Origin of the sequence: Agreia sp. Leaf244, assembly GCF_001422695.1 — a bacterium.
In the GTDB taxonomy this organism is placed as follows: domain Bacteria; phylum Actinomycetota; class Actinomycetes; order Actinomycetales; family Microbacteriaceae; genus Agreia.
The window spans coordinates 397,629-414,858 of record NZ_LMLX01000001.1 but is presented as its reverse complement, the minus strand read 5'-3'; the positions used below and the strand labels follow the sequence as shown (position 1 = coordinate 414,858).

9 protein-coding genes are annotated in these 17,230 nt (G+C 63.8%); 7 read left to right on the top strand and 2 right to left on the bottom strand.

What is annotated here, in order from left to right:
* The first annotated feature begins 169 nt into the window (after positions 1–169).
* The 3 genes from ASF06_RS01865 (at position 170) to ASF06_RS01855 (ending at position 8,316) form a co-directional block, all read left to right on the top strand.
* Positions 170–5,968 carry a PKD domain-containing protein gene (locus ASF06_RS01865; RefSeq protein WP_235500861.1) on the top strand — a complete coding sequence of 1,933 codons (5,799 nt, stop codon included), beginning with the start codon at positions 170–172 and terminating at the stop codon, positions 5,966–5,968.
* A 259-nt stretch (positions 5,969–6,227) separates the two neighbouring features.
* Complete coding sequence (locus ASF06_RS19630; protein WP_162237672.1) at positions 6,228–6,935, top strand: hypothetical protein; 708 nt, start codon at positions 6,228–6,230, stop codon at positions 6,933–6,935.
* Between the two features lies 1 nt (position 6,936).
* Positions 6,937–8,316, top strand: coding sequence for a polysaccharide biosynthesis tyrosine autokinase (locus tag ASF06_RS01855; protein WP_055942605.1), 1,380 nt, complete (start codon positions 6,937–6,939; stop codon positions 8,314–8,316).
* Between the two features lie 385 nt (positions 8,317–8,701).
* Here ASF06_RS01855 and ASF06_RS01850 read toward each other — a convergent pair whose 3' ends face one another.
* Positions 8,702–10,126, bottom strand: coding sequence for an O-antigen ligase family protein (locus tag ASF06_RS01850; RefSeq protein ID WP_162237671.1), 1,425 nt, complete (start codon positions 10,124–10,126; stop codon positions 8,702–8,704).
* Positions 10,127–10,340: 214 nt separating this feature from the next.
* Between ASF06_RS01850 and ASF06_RS01845 the strand changes: the two genes are divergently transcribed.
* From ASF06_RS01845 to ASF06_RS01825, 4 genes are all read left to right on the top strand, one after another.
* The gene (locus ASF06_RS01845; RefSeq protein WP_235500860.1) at positions 10,341–11,528 is read left to right on the top strand and encodes a glycosyltransferase; all 1,188 of its coding nucleotides are present in this window, start codon (positions 10,341–10,343) and stop codon (positions 11,526–11,528) included.
* A complete protein-coding gene (locus ASF06_RS01840) occupies positions 11,525–13,054 on the top strand; it encodes a lipopolysaccharide biosynthesis protein (protein ID WP_055942599.1) in 1,530 nt (509 codons plus the stop codon). The genes ASF06_RS01845 and ASF06_RS01840 overlap by 4 nt, the downstream gene beginning before the upstream one ends.
* The gene (locus ASF06_RS01835) at positions 13,051–14,013 is read left to right on the top strand and encodes a glycosyltransferase family 2 protein (protein ID WP_055942596.1); all 963 of its coding nucleotides are present in this window, start codon (positions 13,051–13,053) and stop codon (positions 14,011–14,013) included. The genes ASF06_RS01840 and ASF06_RS01835 overlap by 4 nt, the downstream gene beginning before the upstream one ends.
* 283 nt (positions 14,014–14,296) lie before the next feature.
* Complete coding sequence (locus ASF06_RS01825) at positions 14,297–16,591, top strand: right-handed parallel beta-helix repeat-containing protein (protein ID WP_082500636.1); 2,295 nt, start codon at positions 14,297–14,299, stop codon at positions 16,589–16,591.
* 96 nt (positions 16,592–16,687) lie between these two features.
* On the opposite strand, the gene ASF06_RS01820 is transcribed toward ASF06_RS01825, so the two are convergent.
* On the bottom strand, positions 16,688–17,215 hold the full coding sequence (locus tag ASF06_RS01820) for a TIR domain-containing protein (protein WP_055942588.1): 528 nt from the start codon (positions 17,213–17,215) through the stop codon (positions 16,688–16,690).
* Between the last annotated feature and the right edge of the window lie 15 nt (positions 17,216–17,230).

The following is a 17,230-nucleotide window of genomic DNA, read 5'->3' as shown; positions in this document are numbered from 1 at the left end:
CATGCTCAAGCCACGTATCGTCCGGGCACGTGCCCTTTTCGCCACGACCGCAGCTATCGCGGTCGTGGCCGGCATGCTGATCGCGTCACCAGCCGTGGCTGACACGACCCCAACGAACCCGGCGGATCCTGCTACGCCGGCAACAGTGTCGGCAGATGCCCTGCCGACCGTGCAGATTGATGGAAACGTCTGGCAGCAGACCATCATCGGAGACACGGTCTACGCGGTCGGTAAGTTCTCGACTGCCCGGCCCGCCGGCTCAGCCCCCGGTGTGAACACCGTGGTTCGAAACAACATCCTGGCGTACAGCCTTTCGACCGGAAACCTCATCACCACGTTCGCCCCCAGTCTCAACGCAGAGGCATTCGCCGTGACGTCGTCTCCCGATGGCACGCGCATCTACGTCGGCGGTTCGTTCTCGGCGGTCAACGGCGCGCGGGTCTGGAGCATCGCGGCCCTGGATGCAAAGACGGGCACGCTTCTTCCGAAGTTCGTGCCTAAACCGGCCGGGCAGGTACGCGCCATTGTCGCTACCGCCACGACGGTCTACTTCGGCGGACAGTTCACGTCGGTGGGCACCGACCAGCGACCGGGGGTCGCCGAAGCGAACGCCGCGACAGGCGTACTCACCTCGTTTGCTCCCCAGGTCACGGGCGGCAAGGTCAACGGGCTCGTGCTCTCGCCGGACAAGTCGAAGCTCGCCATCGGCGGCCAGTTCTCGATGATCAACGGTTCGGCACAGCCCGGGCGCGGCCTCGGCATGGTGAGCACGGCCGATGCCTCACTGCTGCCGTTCCAGATAAACGATGTAGTGCGAAATGGTGACACGAGTTCTGCGATCACCAGTCTGTCGAGCGATGGTGACGACATCTACGGCACCGGCTACACCTTCAACGGAACCGGCAACTTCGAGGGAACCTTCCGCACAAGCTTTAGCTCCGGATCCACGACGTGGGTAGAGGACTGCCACGGCGACACCTACTCGGTGAAGCCCATCGGCGATGTCGTCTACACGGCGAGCCACGCGCATTACTGCGGCAACATCGGTGGCTTCCCCCAGACCGATCCTTGGACCTTCCACCGAGGACTCGCCTTCAGTAAGGCGCCGACCGGAATCGTCACTCCCGACCAGCACGGTTATGCAAGTTTCACCGGGAACGCCTCACCCAGCCTGCTCACCTGGTTCCCCGACCTTGACCAGGGCAAGGCAACAGGGCAGAACCAGGGCCCATGGACGGTGGACGGCAACTCGAAGTACGTCATTATGGGCGGCGAGTTCATGAAGGTGAACAACACGCCCCAGCAGGGACTCGTGCGGTTCGCCGTGGCGAGTGTCGCGCCGAATCTGCAGGGCCCGCGCCTCAGCGGCTCGGGGGCCAACCCGACGGTGACATCCACTATCAGCGGAACTGCGCGGGTCAAGTGGGTCGCGAACTGGGACAGGGACAGCACCCGCCTCAGGTACGACGTCATCCGGGACAACAACACGGCCAAGCCGAGCTACACGACGTACGCCGACTCGACGTTCTGGAACCTGCCGTCGCTTGGATTCGTGGACACGGGACTGGTTCCTGGACGCACCTATAAGTACCGCCTGATCGCGACCGATCCCCAAGGCAACATCTCCCGTTCCGACAACGTCGCCGTCGTCGCTACGGCATCCGGCCAGTCGGCCAGCACCTATTCGACCGCAGTGATGGCGGATGACCCGAATCGCTACTATCGCCTCGGTGATGCAGCGGGCCTCACGGTCGAGGACTGGGCCGGGTTCAACGACGGCAACGTCACGGGAACCCCCGACTTCGGCAAGCCGGGCAACAACGGTGCCGACAGCAATACGGCCGTCGGCCTGAAAGACAACGCCTACATAACGACGCCGGTCGCCGAGAAGGCGCCGAACACCTTCACGGTCGAGTCGTGGGTCAAGACGACCTCCACCAGCGGAGGGAAGATCATCGGCTTCGGCAACGCGGCCACCGGCTCTTCCGGCAACTACGACCGCATGGTCTATATGGGGAATGACGGAAAGATCAACTTCGGTGTCTACACGGGTCAAACGCAGACTGTCAGCTCGGCCAAGGCATTCAATGACGGTGAGTGGCACCATGTGGCAGCGACCCTCAGCCCCGCCGGAATGGTCCTCGCGATCGACGGCCGCGTGGTCGGGAGCCGCAGCGACGTGACTCAGGGCCAGGACTTCACCGGCTACTGGAGGATCGGCGGCGACAACCTCGGAGGATGGCCGAACCAGCCCAGCAGCGACTACCTGACTGGAGACATCGACGAGGTCGCGATCTACGGCGCCGCGCTCACCCAGGACCAGCTCATCGCCCATTACGTGGCCTCGGGACGCGTCTCGCCGATCCCGCCGGCGCCGGCAGACGCCTATGGCGCATCCGTCTACAACCTCGATCCGTCTCTTTACTGGCGTGCGGGTGAGAGCTCCGGCACGACGGCAGCGGATTCGGGCAAGCGCGACAACGCCGGCCTGTTCTTCGGAGACTTCGCATTACAAACGGCCGGCGCCCTGAAGAACGTTGAGGACACCGCAGCCACCTTCGCGCCGACGCCCAACGGCTTCGGCGGCTGGAATCAGGCCGGACTGTCGTCGAGCGCCGCTTCTCAGAGCACGACGAACTTCAGCGAAGAGCTGTGGTTCAAGACCACAACGACATCCGGCGGCAAGCTCATCGGCTTCGGCTCGAGCCAGACCGGCCAGTCGGGAAGCTACGACCGTCACGTCTACATGGAGAACGACGGGCGTCTGTCCTTCGGTACCTGGACGGGCACGACGAATTTGGCCACCACCTCCGCCAGCTACAACGACGGCAAGTGGCACCACATGGTGGCGTCGCAGTCGTCGCCCGACGGCATGAAGCTCTACGTCGACGGCAAGCTCAAGGCAACCAACCCGCAGACCGGTGGTGACTCCTACATGGGGTACTGGCGCGTAGCGGGCGACAACGCCTGGAGCGGTGACCCCTTCTTCAAGGGCAGCATCGACGAGGTCGCTGTCTACCCATTCGCACTCACCTCCAATCAGGTCGACGACCACTGGAAGGTCGGCTCGGGCTTCGTTCCGAACATGCTCCCCGTCGCAGCGTTCACGTCGACGGTGACCGACCTGACCGTCGCGTTCGACGCATCCAGCTCGGCCGACACCGACGGCACGATCGCCACATACGCCTGGGACTTCGGAGACGGCCAGACAGGGACAGGAGCTACCCCGAACCACGTCTACGCTGCAGCCGGTGACCACGCGGTAGCGCTGACGGTAACGGACAACTCGGGAGAGTCGACCACCGTCACGCGAACGGTCACGACGAATCTCGTGAACGTGGCTCCGACAGCGGCCTTTACATCTACAGTCGCCGATCTGACTGCCACGTTCGACGCTTCAGGGTCGACCGATTCGGATGGATCCATCGCCACGTACTCGTGGAACTTCGGAGACGGAAGCACCGGCACCGGTGTCAACCCGAGCCACGCCTATGCGGTACCCGGAAGCTACCCGGTGACCCTTTCGGTTACCGACAACAAGGGTCTCGTCTCTGACACGACGCAAACCGTCGTTGCCACAGCGAAGGTGCTGGTACCTCCGACACCGTCGTTCACCTCCTCGGTAACGGGCCTCAGTCTGAACCTCGACGGGAGCGCATCGACAGACAGCGACGGCACGATCGCGTCGTATGCCTGGACCTTCGGCGACGGTCAGTCGGGCACGGGAGCCACAACGAACCACGCCTACGCCGCGGCCGGCACCTACCAGGTGAGCCTGACCGTGACAGACAACGACGGCGCCTCGGCGACGACGACTCAGTCGGTGACGATGAAGGCGCCGCCCGCCAATGTCGTTCCCGTCGCTCGCTTCACGAACACGATCGATCACCTCAATGCCACTTTCGACGCTTCGACATCATCGGATAGCGACGGCACGATCGCTTCGTACCAGTGGGCATTCGGAGACGGCCAGACGGCTAACGGGACCACAGCGTCGCACATCTACGCCGCGCCCGGCACCTACGCCGTGACCCTGACAGTGACCGACAATGTGGGTGGAACGGGCACCAGCGTTCAGAGCTTCACGCTCACATCTCCTCCGGCGAACGTGGTTCCGACCGCATCGTTCACGAGCTCTGCTGCTGACCTGAACGCCTCGTTCGATGCCTCCGCGTCGACGGATGCCGATGGCTCGATTGCGAACTACAGCTGGACGTTCGGCGACACCACGACAGGCACGGGAGCGACGACGAGCCACGTCTACAGTGCCGCCGGCACCTACACGGTGACGCTCACCGTCACGGACAACGCCGGAGCGACCGCGTCCGCTACAAAGTCGGTGACGGTCACGGCCGCCGGTCCGCAGCCGAACCCGGCCTTGGCGACCGATACCTTCACCCGCACGTCCGCCAGTGGTCTCGGTACGGCCGAGGTCGGCGGAAGCTGGAATGTCACCAGCGGGGGAGCAGCCAACGCGACCGTCTCCGGCAACAAAGCTCGCCTCAAGGCGACCAAGGCGGCATCCGGCGTCACCACGTCGCTGTCGGGCGTGTCATCGCTGTCGACCAACTCGTTCGCGACGTTCTCGCTCGACAAGGTCGCCGACGGCGGAGGATTCTTCTACTCGCTCGCCGGTCGCCAGGTCTCTGCGGGCACCGACTACAGGGCCAAGGTGAAGGTCGCCTCGAACGGTGTGCTGACCCTCACCCTGGGCAAGACCGTCGCCAATGCCGAGACCGCCCTGAAGGCAGTCACTGTTCCGGGTACCTACACCGCCGGTGCCGAGTACCGTGTGCGCCTCGAGGTCACAGGCTCCAAGCCGACGACGATCAGGGCCAAAGTGTGGCTCGCATCGCAGGCAGAGCCCGCGGCTTGGCAGGCGACCGTGGATGACACGACCGCCGCGCTGCAAACCGCAGGAACGGTCGCTCTTGTCACCTACCTCAGCGGATCGTCGACAAACTTCCCGGTCGTCGCCTCGGTCGACGATCTGTCGGTCACCACAGTGGGGGCAGTCGTCACACCGCCCGTCGTCACCCCGCCGGCGAACGTTGCACCGGTGGCCACGTTCACCAGTTCGAACGTCGATCTCAAGGCATCGGTAGACGGATCCACGTCGACAGACTCCGACGGTTCTATCGCCTCCTACGCCTGGGACTTCGGTGACGGAGCCACCGCATCGGGGGCGACCGCGTCGCACGACTACGCCGCGGCCGGCAGCTATCAGGTCGTCCTCACGGTCACCGACAATGCAGGAGCCACCGGAACGGTGACCAAGACCGTTGCCGTTACAGCGCCGGTGGTCACACCGCCGGTCGACCCTCAGCCGACAACCGCGCTAGCGACCGACGCATTCGAGCGGACGGCTACGGGAGGCTTCGGCTCAGCCGACGTCGGGGGCGCCTGGACGGTCAACGGTGGAGCCGCCAGCGCCTCAGTAGCGAACGGTCTGGGTGTGCTCGTCTATCCGAAGGCTGGAGGCGGCCTCAACGCCGCGCTCCCTTCGGTGGCGTCGTCACGAACCAACGCCGTCGTCTCGTTCTCGACCGACAAGCTCGACACCGGCACAGGGCAGTATGTTTCGCTCGCTGCTCGTCAGCTCTCCGTGGGCAACGATTATCGGGGCAAAGTCAAGATCGCGGCGAACGGTGCAATCACCTTATCGATCAGCAAGACCGTCGGAGGTGTCGAGACGGCGCTGAAGAGCACGGCCGTCGCGGGCACCTACGTGCCGGGAACGCAATATTCCATCAGAGTGCAGGCCGTCGGCCAGGGATCGACGTCGCTGGCAGTCACGCTGTGGCCGGCAGCGCAGGCGGAGCCCGCCGCGCAGCTGACCGTAGCCGACACCACACCGCAGCTTCAGGCCGTCGGTGGCGTAGCACTCATCACGTATCTCAGCGCCTCGGCGACGAATGTGCCGATCGCGGTGTCAGTCGACAACGTCAGCGCCGTGCCGGTGCCGTAGGCGCCGGTCGATTAGGAAGGCTCTCGTCATCGCGGTCTCATCTATCAGGACCCTCGTTCGTCGCACTCGAAAGCGATTGCGACGAACCCGCGCGCGCCTGCACTCACGCCGACTGTCGACGCAGGAAGCCACAGCCGTCGATTCGATCCTCGGTCAGGCGCCCGTCGTCGTCTCACTTACCAGTTACGGCTCGCGTATCGACTCGGTCCACGTCACCATTGAGTCGATCGCGCGGGGCTCTGTGCGTCCCTCGCGAATCGTGCTGTGGCTTGACTCGGCGGCGGTTTTCGAGAATCTGCCCGAGGCACTCGAACGGCAGAAGGTTCGAGGGCTCGAGATTCGGCTGACCAACAACTACGGGCCGCACACCAAGTACTTTCCCTACGTGCGGAGCGCGGTCGACCTCTCGCTGCCCCTCGTGACAGCCGACGATGACATCATCTACCCCAGACACTGGCTGTCTGGTCTGATGGATGCGTACGCTCAGCGTCCAGATGCCATCACCGGGTATTGGGTCCGAGCCATGCAGGTCGGGGACACCGGAGTGCCCAAGGGCTACGTGACTTGGCCGTCGGCATCTGACACTCTGGCGCATCCGCGCAACGTTCCCCTAGGCGTCTCCGGCGTTATCTACCCGCCGCGCATGCTCGAGCAGCTTCGCGAGCTCGATGAGGCGTTCGTCGCGATCGTGCCGTCGACCGACGATCTGTGGCTGCATGCCGTCGCGCTGCGCGCGGGCATCGAGGTGCGCCAGCTGAACAGCACGCCCGTGCACTTCCTCACGGTGCCCGGATCGCAGGAACAGAGCCTCGCTGCGGCGAACGTTGCCGGCACGGGGAACGATCATGCCGTCGCCCGTCTCTACACCCGTGACGATCTTCTGGTCGTTGCAGGAGTCGCCCCCCAGGCCCTGCTCGATCCACCTCACGGCCGCCGTGCCGAACATCTTCGAAAGAAAGGTCGCTGAAATGGAATTTCGTGACTATGTCCACATCCTACGGAGGAGTTGGATTCTGATCGCCGTCCTGCTGCTTGCGGGCATCGGCGCAGCAGCCGGATACACGTTCCTGCAGGACCCGACGTACAGCTCGAGCGCGAAGGTTTTCGTGTCGACATCCAGCGGCTCTACGGCATCCGACCTGCAACAGGGAAACAACTTCACGCAGCAGCGGGTCAAGACCTATGCCGATCTCGCGACAACCCCCATCGTGCTTCTGCCGGTGATATCCGAACTCGGCCTCGGTATGAGCAGTAGCGAACTCGCTGCCGCGGTCACCGCCTCGGCGCCGCTCGACACCACGCTCATCGAAATCGTCGTGACGAACGGCGATCCTGTGCTCGCGGCGGATATCGCGACCTCGATTTCTAAGAGCCTCACCCGGGCCGTCGAGAATCTCGAAACGCCCACGGATTCCGACAAGGTGGTCTCTCCGATCAAGATGTCGTTGGTGCAGGAGGCAGAAGTTCCGACGAAGCCGATCAGCCCCGTGGTACCGATCAACATCGCAGTCGGAGCGTTGCTCGGTCTTGCGCTCGGCGTAGGTCTCGCCGTGTTGCGTGAGATTCTCGACAACCGCATTCGCGATGAGCGCGACGTCGCCGTCATCACGACTGCCCCGATTCTCGGTGGAATCCCGTTCGACGCGAATGCGCGCGAGCGCCCGCTCATCGTCCACGACGAACTGCACAGTCCTCGTGCCGAATCATTCCGCATGCTGCGTACCAACTTGCGATTCCTCGACGTGGGTCGAGAGAACCGTTCCTTCGTCATCACCTCCTCTGTGCAGGGCGAGGGCAAGAGCACGATTGCGGTCAACCTCGCCATCGCCCTGGCCGACGCCGGTTCCCGGGTGTTACTCGTCGACGCCGACCTGCGCCGCCCCAGGGTTCACGAGTACCTTGGCCTCGAGGGAGCGGTGGGTCTCACCGACCTGCTGATCGGCACCGCCGTACCCGATGATGTAATCCAGCCGTGGGGCAAGCGCGACCTCTTCGTGCTGCCGGCTGGAAAGATTCCGCCGAACCCCAGCGAATTGCTCGGATCCGACGCCCTGGTGTCGCTGATCGCAGAGTTCAACGACGCCTACGATGTGGTGCTGTTCGATTCGGCACCGCTTCTGCCTGTCACAGATGGCGCAATTCTTGCCCGCACGGTGGGAGGCACGATCATGGTCAGCGCGGTCGGTCGCACGCACAAGAATCAGCTCAAGGGAGCGTTCTCGGTGCTGAGCAACGTGGGCGCGCCTGTCTCGGCCGTTGTGCTCACGATGCTCCCGGCGAAGGCTCCGGATGCATACAGTTACGGTTACGAGGATGTGACCGTGCCGGAACCGGTGAAGGCCGTCTAGCCGTTCTGCCCAGATACATCGATCGGCGTGTGACGTCATCGCCATGAAGACCTCCGAGTCGGAGTGGGCTCTCATTCAGCCACTCAGACTACGGAGGTCTTTCTGGTTCACGCAGATGCACGGCGCCAACTCAGAAGAGCACCGAGACCGAGCGCCAGGCTACCGACCGGCCCAAGACGGAGCGCCAGGCCACCGACCGGCCCAAGACCGGTGTGTTCCTCAAGTGTTACCCGATCAACCCGGTCAGCGGGGAGCTCACGCCCATATCTGGGCGGCCGACTATGTGCTGGCCGACTACGGCACCGGCGCCATCCCGATCATCACCGACGAGATGCTGGATGACGCGGTCTCGGGCAGCTACGACCGGCCCGGAAAGGACAGCTCGTCATCTCCCTTTGGTGTACAGGCCCTTGACGTAGAACCCTCTGACGTAGGTGCCCCCTGCGTAGATTTTGTCGGAGGTCAAGGCGGATGCGGTGGTCGCCTCATCGGGCGTGGCCGGCCGGGTCAGGTGCGGACCGGCCAGCATGAAGCCAGCGAGAAGTGCGAGGAAGACCAGCGCTGGCGGATCGCTGAGGATCGAGGTGTTGTCGCCGAGCCCATGGATGATTGCCCACAGGAAAGCAGCGCCTGCGAATGCCATGGCCAGTTTGTACTGGAACGAACCGGGGGAGCTCACTGCCCGAAGTGTGATGGTGACGATCACGAATACGAAGATGACATTGGCTGCGGCAAAGAGTATTCCGCCGTCGAGCCAGGCCTGGAGGAACCAGTCATGGACGGGTCGTATCGAGAAGGGTATGTGAACGTTGCCCTGCTCCCAGCGTTGAGTCCAGCCGCCGTAGCCCAATCCGAGGAACCAGTTCTCTCTAATAGCGCGGATGGCCTCCCCCCAGAGCTGCAGCCGGGGCTGCAGAGTCTCTTCGGATGCCGCGAGGAAGTCGTCTGCCGTGGCGAAGAAGACCTGCACTCCGACGACGGCCGCAGCGAGAGCTGAAAGGACGAGGCCCATCCGTGCCGGTGCATTGGCCGCACGGGATGCGGTTGCAAGGAATATGGAGAAGAGGGGTAGCACGACGAGCAGAGCAATGCCGGTCTTCGATCCGCCCAATGCAATGGCGGCGGCCAACGGAATCACCACGAGGAGGGGCCACTTCTTGCTACTGAGCAGCGCATAGGCGCAGTACGCGAGGAGGATGATTCCCATCACCATCGATGCGCGGTTGACGTTGACGAAAAGAAAACCGCCGGCCCTCACGAGACTCACGACATTGTTGCGACCCGTATCCGTGCTGAGCGCCTGGCCCGCTCCTCCCAGAAAAATCTTGGATATCGAAGAACTGTAATATGCGCTCTCGATGGTGGGGATGAAGCGAAAGACGAGTGTGGTCAGCGCCTGCGCCAATGCAATCGGAGTCAGGAGGGCGAGGACTTTGCCGACGGCGCCCAGTCCGTCTTTCATGATGAGGTTGACCGCGAGCACCGAGGTGGACGCGAGCGCCGCCCACGAGCAAGCGGCCTGGAGGCTGGCGGGGAAGTCGGGTGAGCTTGCGAAGGACAAGACGATGGTGGCCGCACCGAACAGCAGCGTGATGACGAGTGGCGCCAACCCCCGGACCTTGTGATCGGGGCGACGGGCCCTCATCCAGGCGACGAGTCCGCCAAGGCCAGAGTGCAGGGGGATCTGCAGGACATTCGCCCGGGGCAGCAACATGCCGAAAATACCCATAACGCCGAAGAACAGCCATCGGGGTAGAAGGAGGCCGCAAACGATCGCGACAGGAGTCGCCGCCAGCAGCAGCAGTGTCATCGACATGTGTAGTGGCCGCCCCCGGGTGCTTTCTCGGTCATAGCGACTTTCGTATGACAAATCCTCATTTTAAGATCTTCCCGAGCTTACCCTGATCAGTCCTCTAGAAGAAAGGGCTGCCGCATACTAGTATGTGAGAATTCTTCGACTTTTGTCGATGTTCAAATGTCGGTCATTCCGACTTGGGGAATCATTCACTTCCGGAGGTATATTCGTGAGCCAGCCACGCATCCTCGTCGTGCACCCCAGCGCTGAGCTCTATGGATCCGATCGGGTTCTGCTGGAGAGCGTTGCCGGATTCGTCGAGCGTGGAGCAGAGGTCACTGTGCTCGTGGGAGCGTCCGGGCCGCTGGAGGGCCAACTCCGCGACTGCGGGGCATTGGTTCAGGTATGCCCTATGCCCGTTGTACGCAAGGCTGTGCTCCGGCCGAAGGCCCTGGCACGGTTCCTCGGCGAATCGCTGGCGGCCTTCGCGCGGGGCGTCGGGCTCGTGCGCCGGCTTGGACCTTCGGTGGTCTACGTCAGCACCCTCACGATCCCCGTCTGGAACGCGATCGCGTATGCCTCCCGGGTGCCGCTCGTGGTGCATGTGCACGAGGCGGAGCGCAGTGCTGGGCGACTCATTCGCACGGCGCTCAACGCACCCCTGCGACTGGCGAGACTCGTCGTGCTCAACAGCGTGTACTCGCAACGAACTGTCGAGCTGAGCTATCCGGGGGTTGGGGCCAAGTCCGAGATCGTTTACAACGGCGTTGTAGGTCCGCAGACGATTGAGCCCGCAAGAGCCTTCCTCGACGGCGAACTCCGAATGGTCTACGTCGGTCGCCTCTCGTCTCGCAAGGGTCCCGATGTGATCGTCGAAGCGATGGCGCGTGCAAGCCACCGTGCAGAGATCAGCCTCACCATCGTCGGGGCCGTCTACCCTGGCTACGAGTGGTTTGAGGACCAGCTCAAACTTCGTGTCCGCGAACTCGGTCTCACGGCCCGCGTGCGGTTCGAAGGGTTTCAGCCCAGTGGGTACCCGTATCTCGAGGACGGCGACATCGCGATCGTTCCGTCGACTGTCGATGAACCTTTCGGCAATACGGCGGTCGAAGCGATGCTCGCCGCCCGCCCCGCGATCGTCAGTGACACCTCCGGCCTTCGCGAGGCCGGCGCAGGCTACGAGTCCGTTCTCTTCGTCGAACCCGGAAACCCGGACAAGCTCGCCGCTGCCATCGACCGCATGGTCGCCGAGTGGAGCTCCTTCCGGGTCTCAGCGCGGGATGATGCCCATAGGGCCCACGAGCGACATGGCATCGAGACCTACCGCGCGGCGCTCTGGGCGTCGATGGCAGCGGCGGTGCCGTCGATCTCGGGCGCAACGCAGAGAACCGCCACCGAAGCGAGCATCACGGCATGACGGCGATCGCGCCCGGCTCGAGGTCGTCGCCCAGCGTCGCGCACGGTGTGCGCTGGTCGGGCATCGCGGTGATCGCCCGGCAGCTCGTGCAGGTTCTGAGCGCCGTTCTCATTGCCCGCATCATCGGCCCCTCGAGCTACGGAATCATCAGCGCTGCGATGATCTACGTGACCCTCACCTCCCTCGTGCTCGATCAGGGACTGTCGGCTGCCCTCATCCAACGCAAGGAACTCAGCGCGAAGGCGCCCGGTGCTGTCGCCACCGTGAACATCCTGCTCGCCATGGTCATCGCTGGCGTCACCTGGGTCGCTGCACCCCTTCTCGCCACATTTTTCAGTACCCCCGACTTAGTGCCCGTCTTTCAGGTGCTCGCGGCGCTGTTGCCCCTCAAAGCATTCGCGATCGTGCCGAGGGCCATGCTGTCCCGGACGCAGCTCTTCAAGGGCATCGCGTTGGGCGATGTGGCCGGGGGCATCGCCGGAGCAGCGACCGGGGTCGCTGCGGCACTACTCGGGGCGGACTTCTTCTCGCTCATCTACCAGGTAGGAGTGACCGACGCCATCGTCGCCGTTATGTTGCTCGTCTTCGCGCGCGGTCCCGTGCCCAACCTCGCGTTCAGCCAAGTGCGCGACCTCATGTCTTTCAGCGTGAAGGTCTTCTTCACCAACTGCATCGCGTACTTTTCGCGCAACGTCGACAACATTCTTGTGGGCCGGGTTCTCGGTGTCACGTCGCTCGCCCTCTACGGCATGGCCTACCGGGTTCTCTCTCTGCCCGTTCAGTTCATCGGCCAGACGGTGAACAGGGTGCTGTTCCCCGTGTTCTCCCGCAGCGTCGACAACCGGCCCAAGGTGGCCGCCCAGCTCACCAGTGCCACTGAGACGCTGGCGCTCGCGGTGGTTCCTCTCATGGTGTTCATCTCGTGTGCTGCCCCCGAGCTCGTGCACGTGGTGCTTGGCCCCGAGTGGCTGCCCGCCGCCGCGCTGATGAGTGCCTTCGCCCTCGGGGGCGCCCGCGAGACCATCTTCTACATCACGCCCGCGCTGATGAAGGCTTTTGGCCGTACGACTCTGCTTCTGAACTACGAATTCCTCGCGACGGGTCTCCAGGTCGCCGCCATTATCGTTGGGCTTCAGTTCGGCGTCTTCGGTGTAGCACTGGGCTACACAGCCGCCGGCTTCCTGCTGGTGCCGGTGCTGCTCGCCATCCAAGCGAACATTACCGGCGTGCGCGTGGGCGCGCAGCTTCGCGCCATGCTGCCCGCAGTGCACGCGAGCATCTGGGGCGCAGCCGGCTACCTGGCCGTGGGCCTGCTCGACCTGCCCTACGTCCTTCATCTGGTGCTCGGACTAGGGGCATACCTCGTGCTCGTCGCCGCGGTGCTGCTGCTCGTGCACCGGCGTTTCACCATCCGTTTTGTCGGGCGGGCCGCCGAGATCATCGGAGCCCGGCGGCAGGCGCCTACGGGATCCCCTACTCCCGCCGCATCCTCATCGACGCCCGTGACCGAAAAGGCAGAGCTATGACCACTTCATCCCCAGACCTCACCATCACGATCGCCGTGTTGACTTATAAACGTCTCGATCAGCTGGTGCCGCTCGTGGCCGAACTGCGCGAACAGGCGAATTCCTTCGACGGCCGGGTCGACATCCTCGTCGTAGACAATGATCCGGATGCCTCGGCCCGACACGGCGCGAGCCGTGCGCTGGGCGCGTCGGGGCGTTACGTGCACGAGCCCGAGCCCGGTATCGCGGCCGCGCGCAACCGAGCCCTTCGAGAGGCGGACTCGAGTCTGCTGGTTTTCATCGACGATGACGAGGTGCCGGTGGAGGGATGGCTGGTGCAGCTCGTGGACGAATACATGCGGTCGTGGCCAGTGGCGGTCGTCGGCCCGGTTGTATCTACCTACGAGGCAAAGCCCGAGCCATGGATCGAGGCCGGCCGTTTCTTCACGAGGCGTCGGTTGGCATCCGGCACCCGAGTCGACGTCGCGGCGACCAACAACCTGCTGCTCGACTTGGCCTGGTTGCGCGCCCGCGGCATCGAGTTCGACGACAAGTTCGGCCTTTCAGGGGGCAGCGACACGCTCTTCTCCCGGCAGATCGTCGCTGCGGGGGGCGAGATGGTGTGGTGCGACGAAGCGGTTGTTTACGACGTCGTGCCGAGCTCTCGAAGCACACGAGAGTGGGTGCTGCAACGGGCGTATCGAAGCGGAAATTCGTGGAGCAGATCGTCGCTGGCCCTGCAGTCGGATCTTCTCGGTCGAACACTTACGCGAGGCACTCTGCTGGCGCAAGGGTCCGTGCGTCTAGTGGGCGGTTTCGCCAAAAGTTTGGTTGGGAGCATTTCTCATAATATGGTGGCCGAAGCAATGGGGACCCGTACCCGTCTTCGGGGGGCAGGAATGCTCTCCGGTGCCATGGGTCACGTGTATTCGGAATACTCCCGCCCGACCTCTGTCAACCCGATGACCGAAAAGGTATAACCACGTGAATCTCAGAGCGCCGCTCGCTGCCCTTGTCTCTGCTGCACTTGTGCTCGGAGGGCCGGCGGTGGCGGCCTCGGCTGCGGCGCCTGCTCCGTCGCTCGCCAAATCTGAGTCATGGACGGCCACCACGGTCCTCGCCTCAGATGATTTTGCCAGGGCAGACCAGCAGGGCTGGGGAACCGGTGTGCAGGGCGGTGCATACTCGCTCACGGGGGCTCCGTCGTTCTCGATCGCGGGCAACCGGGGTCTGTTACAGATCCCTACCGAAGCCACGTCCAGGATGGCGAACATTCCGGGTGTCTCTGTGGCCGACGCGACCATGACCACGTCGTTCTCTGTGCCCGCCCTTCCCACTGCTGGCGGTGGACTGCGGGTCGCGCTCTACGAGCGCCAAGCGGGTAACAAGGCCTATCGCTCGGCCGTCACCATCTCGCCGACCGGAGCCGTCACCCTGGTGATCGGCCGCATCGATGACGCCTCGGGCAAGGTCGTAGGCCTTGCCACGACTCCGACGACCGTCTCGGCGGCCAAGTCAACAGGTCTGACGGTAGAATTCCGCGCCACGGGCCAGAACCCCGTGACGCTGAGCTCGCGCATCTGGGTAACCGGGGCCACGAAGCCGGACTGGCAATCCGTGGTCACCGACTCCAGCGATCAGCGCTTGACCGCCGCCGGTGCTCCCGGATTGTGGGCGTATACCTCTTCTGGGTCGACAGGGGCGACGGTCAGCTTTCAGAGCCTCTTGGTGAAGACACTGGTGCCGGCGACTCCGACTCCGACTCCAACTCCAACTCCAACTCCGCCAACGCCTCCGGCCCCCGCCCCGCCGACAGAGCCGACTACGCCGACGGTGCCCGAGGTTCCTACCGTTCCAACGCCCCCAGTCTCCGGTGGCGGCCAAGTGAACGGCGCCGGAGCCCCGAGCGTGGGTTCGGCGTCGTATTCGGTACCCGCAGGATCACTCTTCGTCGCACCGCAGGGTTCAGACCAGAACTCGGGAACCCAGGCCAAGCCGGTGAAGACAATCAGTAGGGCCATCGCCTTGGCTACCAGCGGAAAGACAATTGTTCTGCGCGCCGGTACGTACCACGAGACTCTCGTCGTTCCAGGCTCGAAGTCCCTCACCATCCAGAACTATCCCAAAGAGGCCGTATGGCTCGACGGCTCGTCACCCGTGTCGAAATTCGTTCGCTCCGGCTCCACATGGGTCGCTTCCGGCTGGACGACAACACTCGACCACAGTCCGACCTACTCTCGCGGCGCAGCCGATAGTACGAAGCCGGGGTGGAGCTTCATCAACCCTGCCTACCCGTTGGCTGCCTACCCCGACCAGATCTGGGTGAATGACAAGGCGCTGCGTCAGGTGTCCTCAAAGGCCCAGGTCGGCTCAGGCACGTTCTTCGTCGACGAGAAAGCGGATCAGCTCATCGTGGGCACCGACCCATCGGGTGCCTCTGTCGTCGCCAGCACCCTGGTACGCGCGATGACCGTGCAATCGCCCAACTCGGTCGTGCAGGGCATCGGCATACGGCGCTACGCGCCGTCGATCCCCGACATGGGTGCCGTCAGGCTTGATAACACGGCTAAGGGAGCAAGCGTTCGAGATGTCTACATCACCGAGATGGCGACGACCGGACTGAGTGTCGCGGCTCCGAACGCGACGATTACCTCGGTGACGTCATCGAACAACGGTTTTCTCGGTGTTCACAGCGTCTACGCCGACGGCACAACCTGGTCGAAGATGCTGATCGAAAACAACAACACAGAGCAGTTCAACTCCTCGCCCGCCGCCGGTGGAATGAAGATCACCCGGGCACGCAACGTGTCGGTCGACGCGAGCGTCGTGCGCAACAACATTGGCAACGGGCTCTGGTTCGACGAGTCGGTCTACAACGCGAGTGTCACAAACAGCAGCATCACAGGCAACGCCCATCACGGCCTAATGTTCGAGCTGTCGCAGAAGTTCGTGGCAGCAAACAATTACGTCGCCGACAACGCCGATGCGGGAATCAAGATCTATAGTTCGGGCGGTGCCGACCTCGTGAACAACACGGTCGTGCGCAACTGGATGAACGTCTACGTGGTGCAGGACAAACGGCGGGCCTCGAACACGTCGGAGCCGGGCCACGATCCGCGACAGCCACTGCCAGACCCCACGGTTCCCTGGTACGTGCAGAATGTCTCCGTGCTCAACAACGTGATCGGCGAGGCTCAGGCGGGCACGGGCTGCTCACTGTGTATCCAAGACTCGACAAAGGTGCGCACCGGCGGCCAGATGAACATCACTCTCAGGGGCAACCTGTTCACCCGACTTGACGCCAAGACGCCGACGAGCCTCATTATGTGGCCTAACGGTTCGGCCGGCACGGTGAACTACAAGACGGTGACCGATTTCACGGCGTCGACGAAGCAGGGCGATCCGGGCGTCGACTACGTCGGCTCAGTCGACGCTAGCGGATTCGCCCCGGCGGCCATCATCGCGCAGGCGCTGGCCGAATCGTCTCCGATCTCTGCGGCTCTGACGGCCAAAACGGGTATAAAGGCGAAGACAACGGTGGGTGCTACGCATAAGTAGCCAGCGGTTGCGGTCGGCACGTCCGTGCCGTCGCGGCGGCACAGGCACCCTGACGACCAGCCGCGAGGGCTCGGTGCGTTGCTCCGGTGTCGACCGCTAGGCGGAGTCCGCGCGAGGACGCGACCGGCGGACGCGGGCGTTCCTGCGCACGGATTCGTTGATCGCCAGATCCACCCAGTCGCGCAGGGTGTAGCGGATGTGGGACCGGGCGAAGACGCTCGACGAGAACGGGGGGTCGTAGGTCTCGATCTGCAGCAGGGACCGGCCGGACAGGCCGGATCGCGCAAACGGATCGTCTCCGGCGATGCCCTGGAGACGGTTCTCGTCGGCCAGCTTGTCGATCCTCACGCCGATCACGGGAGTGCCGAACTCGTGCACGGCTCTGCTGATCGCGTAGATCACTCCCGGGTCGGACGCGGTGTTCTGGCCGATGAGCACGACGAGGCATTCCGCAGCGTCGATGCCTGCATCGATGCGCGCCTTCATCGGTGAATCGAGTGGCCGGTCGTCGAAGGTGATGTCGACGTTGCCCGGCACGGCGCGCACGCCTTCCGCCGTCTCGGCGATCCTCTGGGCTCGAAAGCTGTCCAGCTCCGAGTCGAAGGCAAAAAAAGCGTTGTGCATTGAGATCGTTTCCCC

Coding starts and splice junctions, on each gene's coding strand:
- ASF06_RS01855 (WP_055942605.1), top strand. CDS start 6,937: ATGGAATTTCGTGACTATGTCCACATCCTACGGAGGAGTTGGATTCTG.
- ASF06_RS01850 (WP_162237671.1), bottom strand. CDS start 10,126: ATGACACTGCTGCTGCTGGCGGCGACTCCTGTCGCGATCGTTTGCGGC.
- ASF06_RS01840 (WP_055942599.1), top strand. CDS start 11,525: ATGACGGCGATCGCGCCCGGCTCGAGGTCGTCGCCCAGCGTCGCGCAC.
- ASF06_RS01835 (WP_055942596.1), top strand. CDS start 13,051: ATGACCACTTCATCCCCAGACCTCACCATCACGATCGCCGTGTTGACT.
- ASF06_RS01825 (WP_082500636.1), top strand. CDS start 14,297: ATGGCGAACATTCCGGGTGTCTCTGTGGCCGACGCGACCATGACCACG.
- ASF06_RS01820 (WP_055942588.1), bottom strand. CDS start 17,215: ATGCACAACGCTTTTTTTGCCTTCGACTCGGAGCTGGACAGCTTTCGA.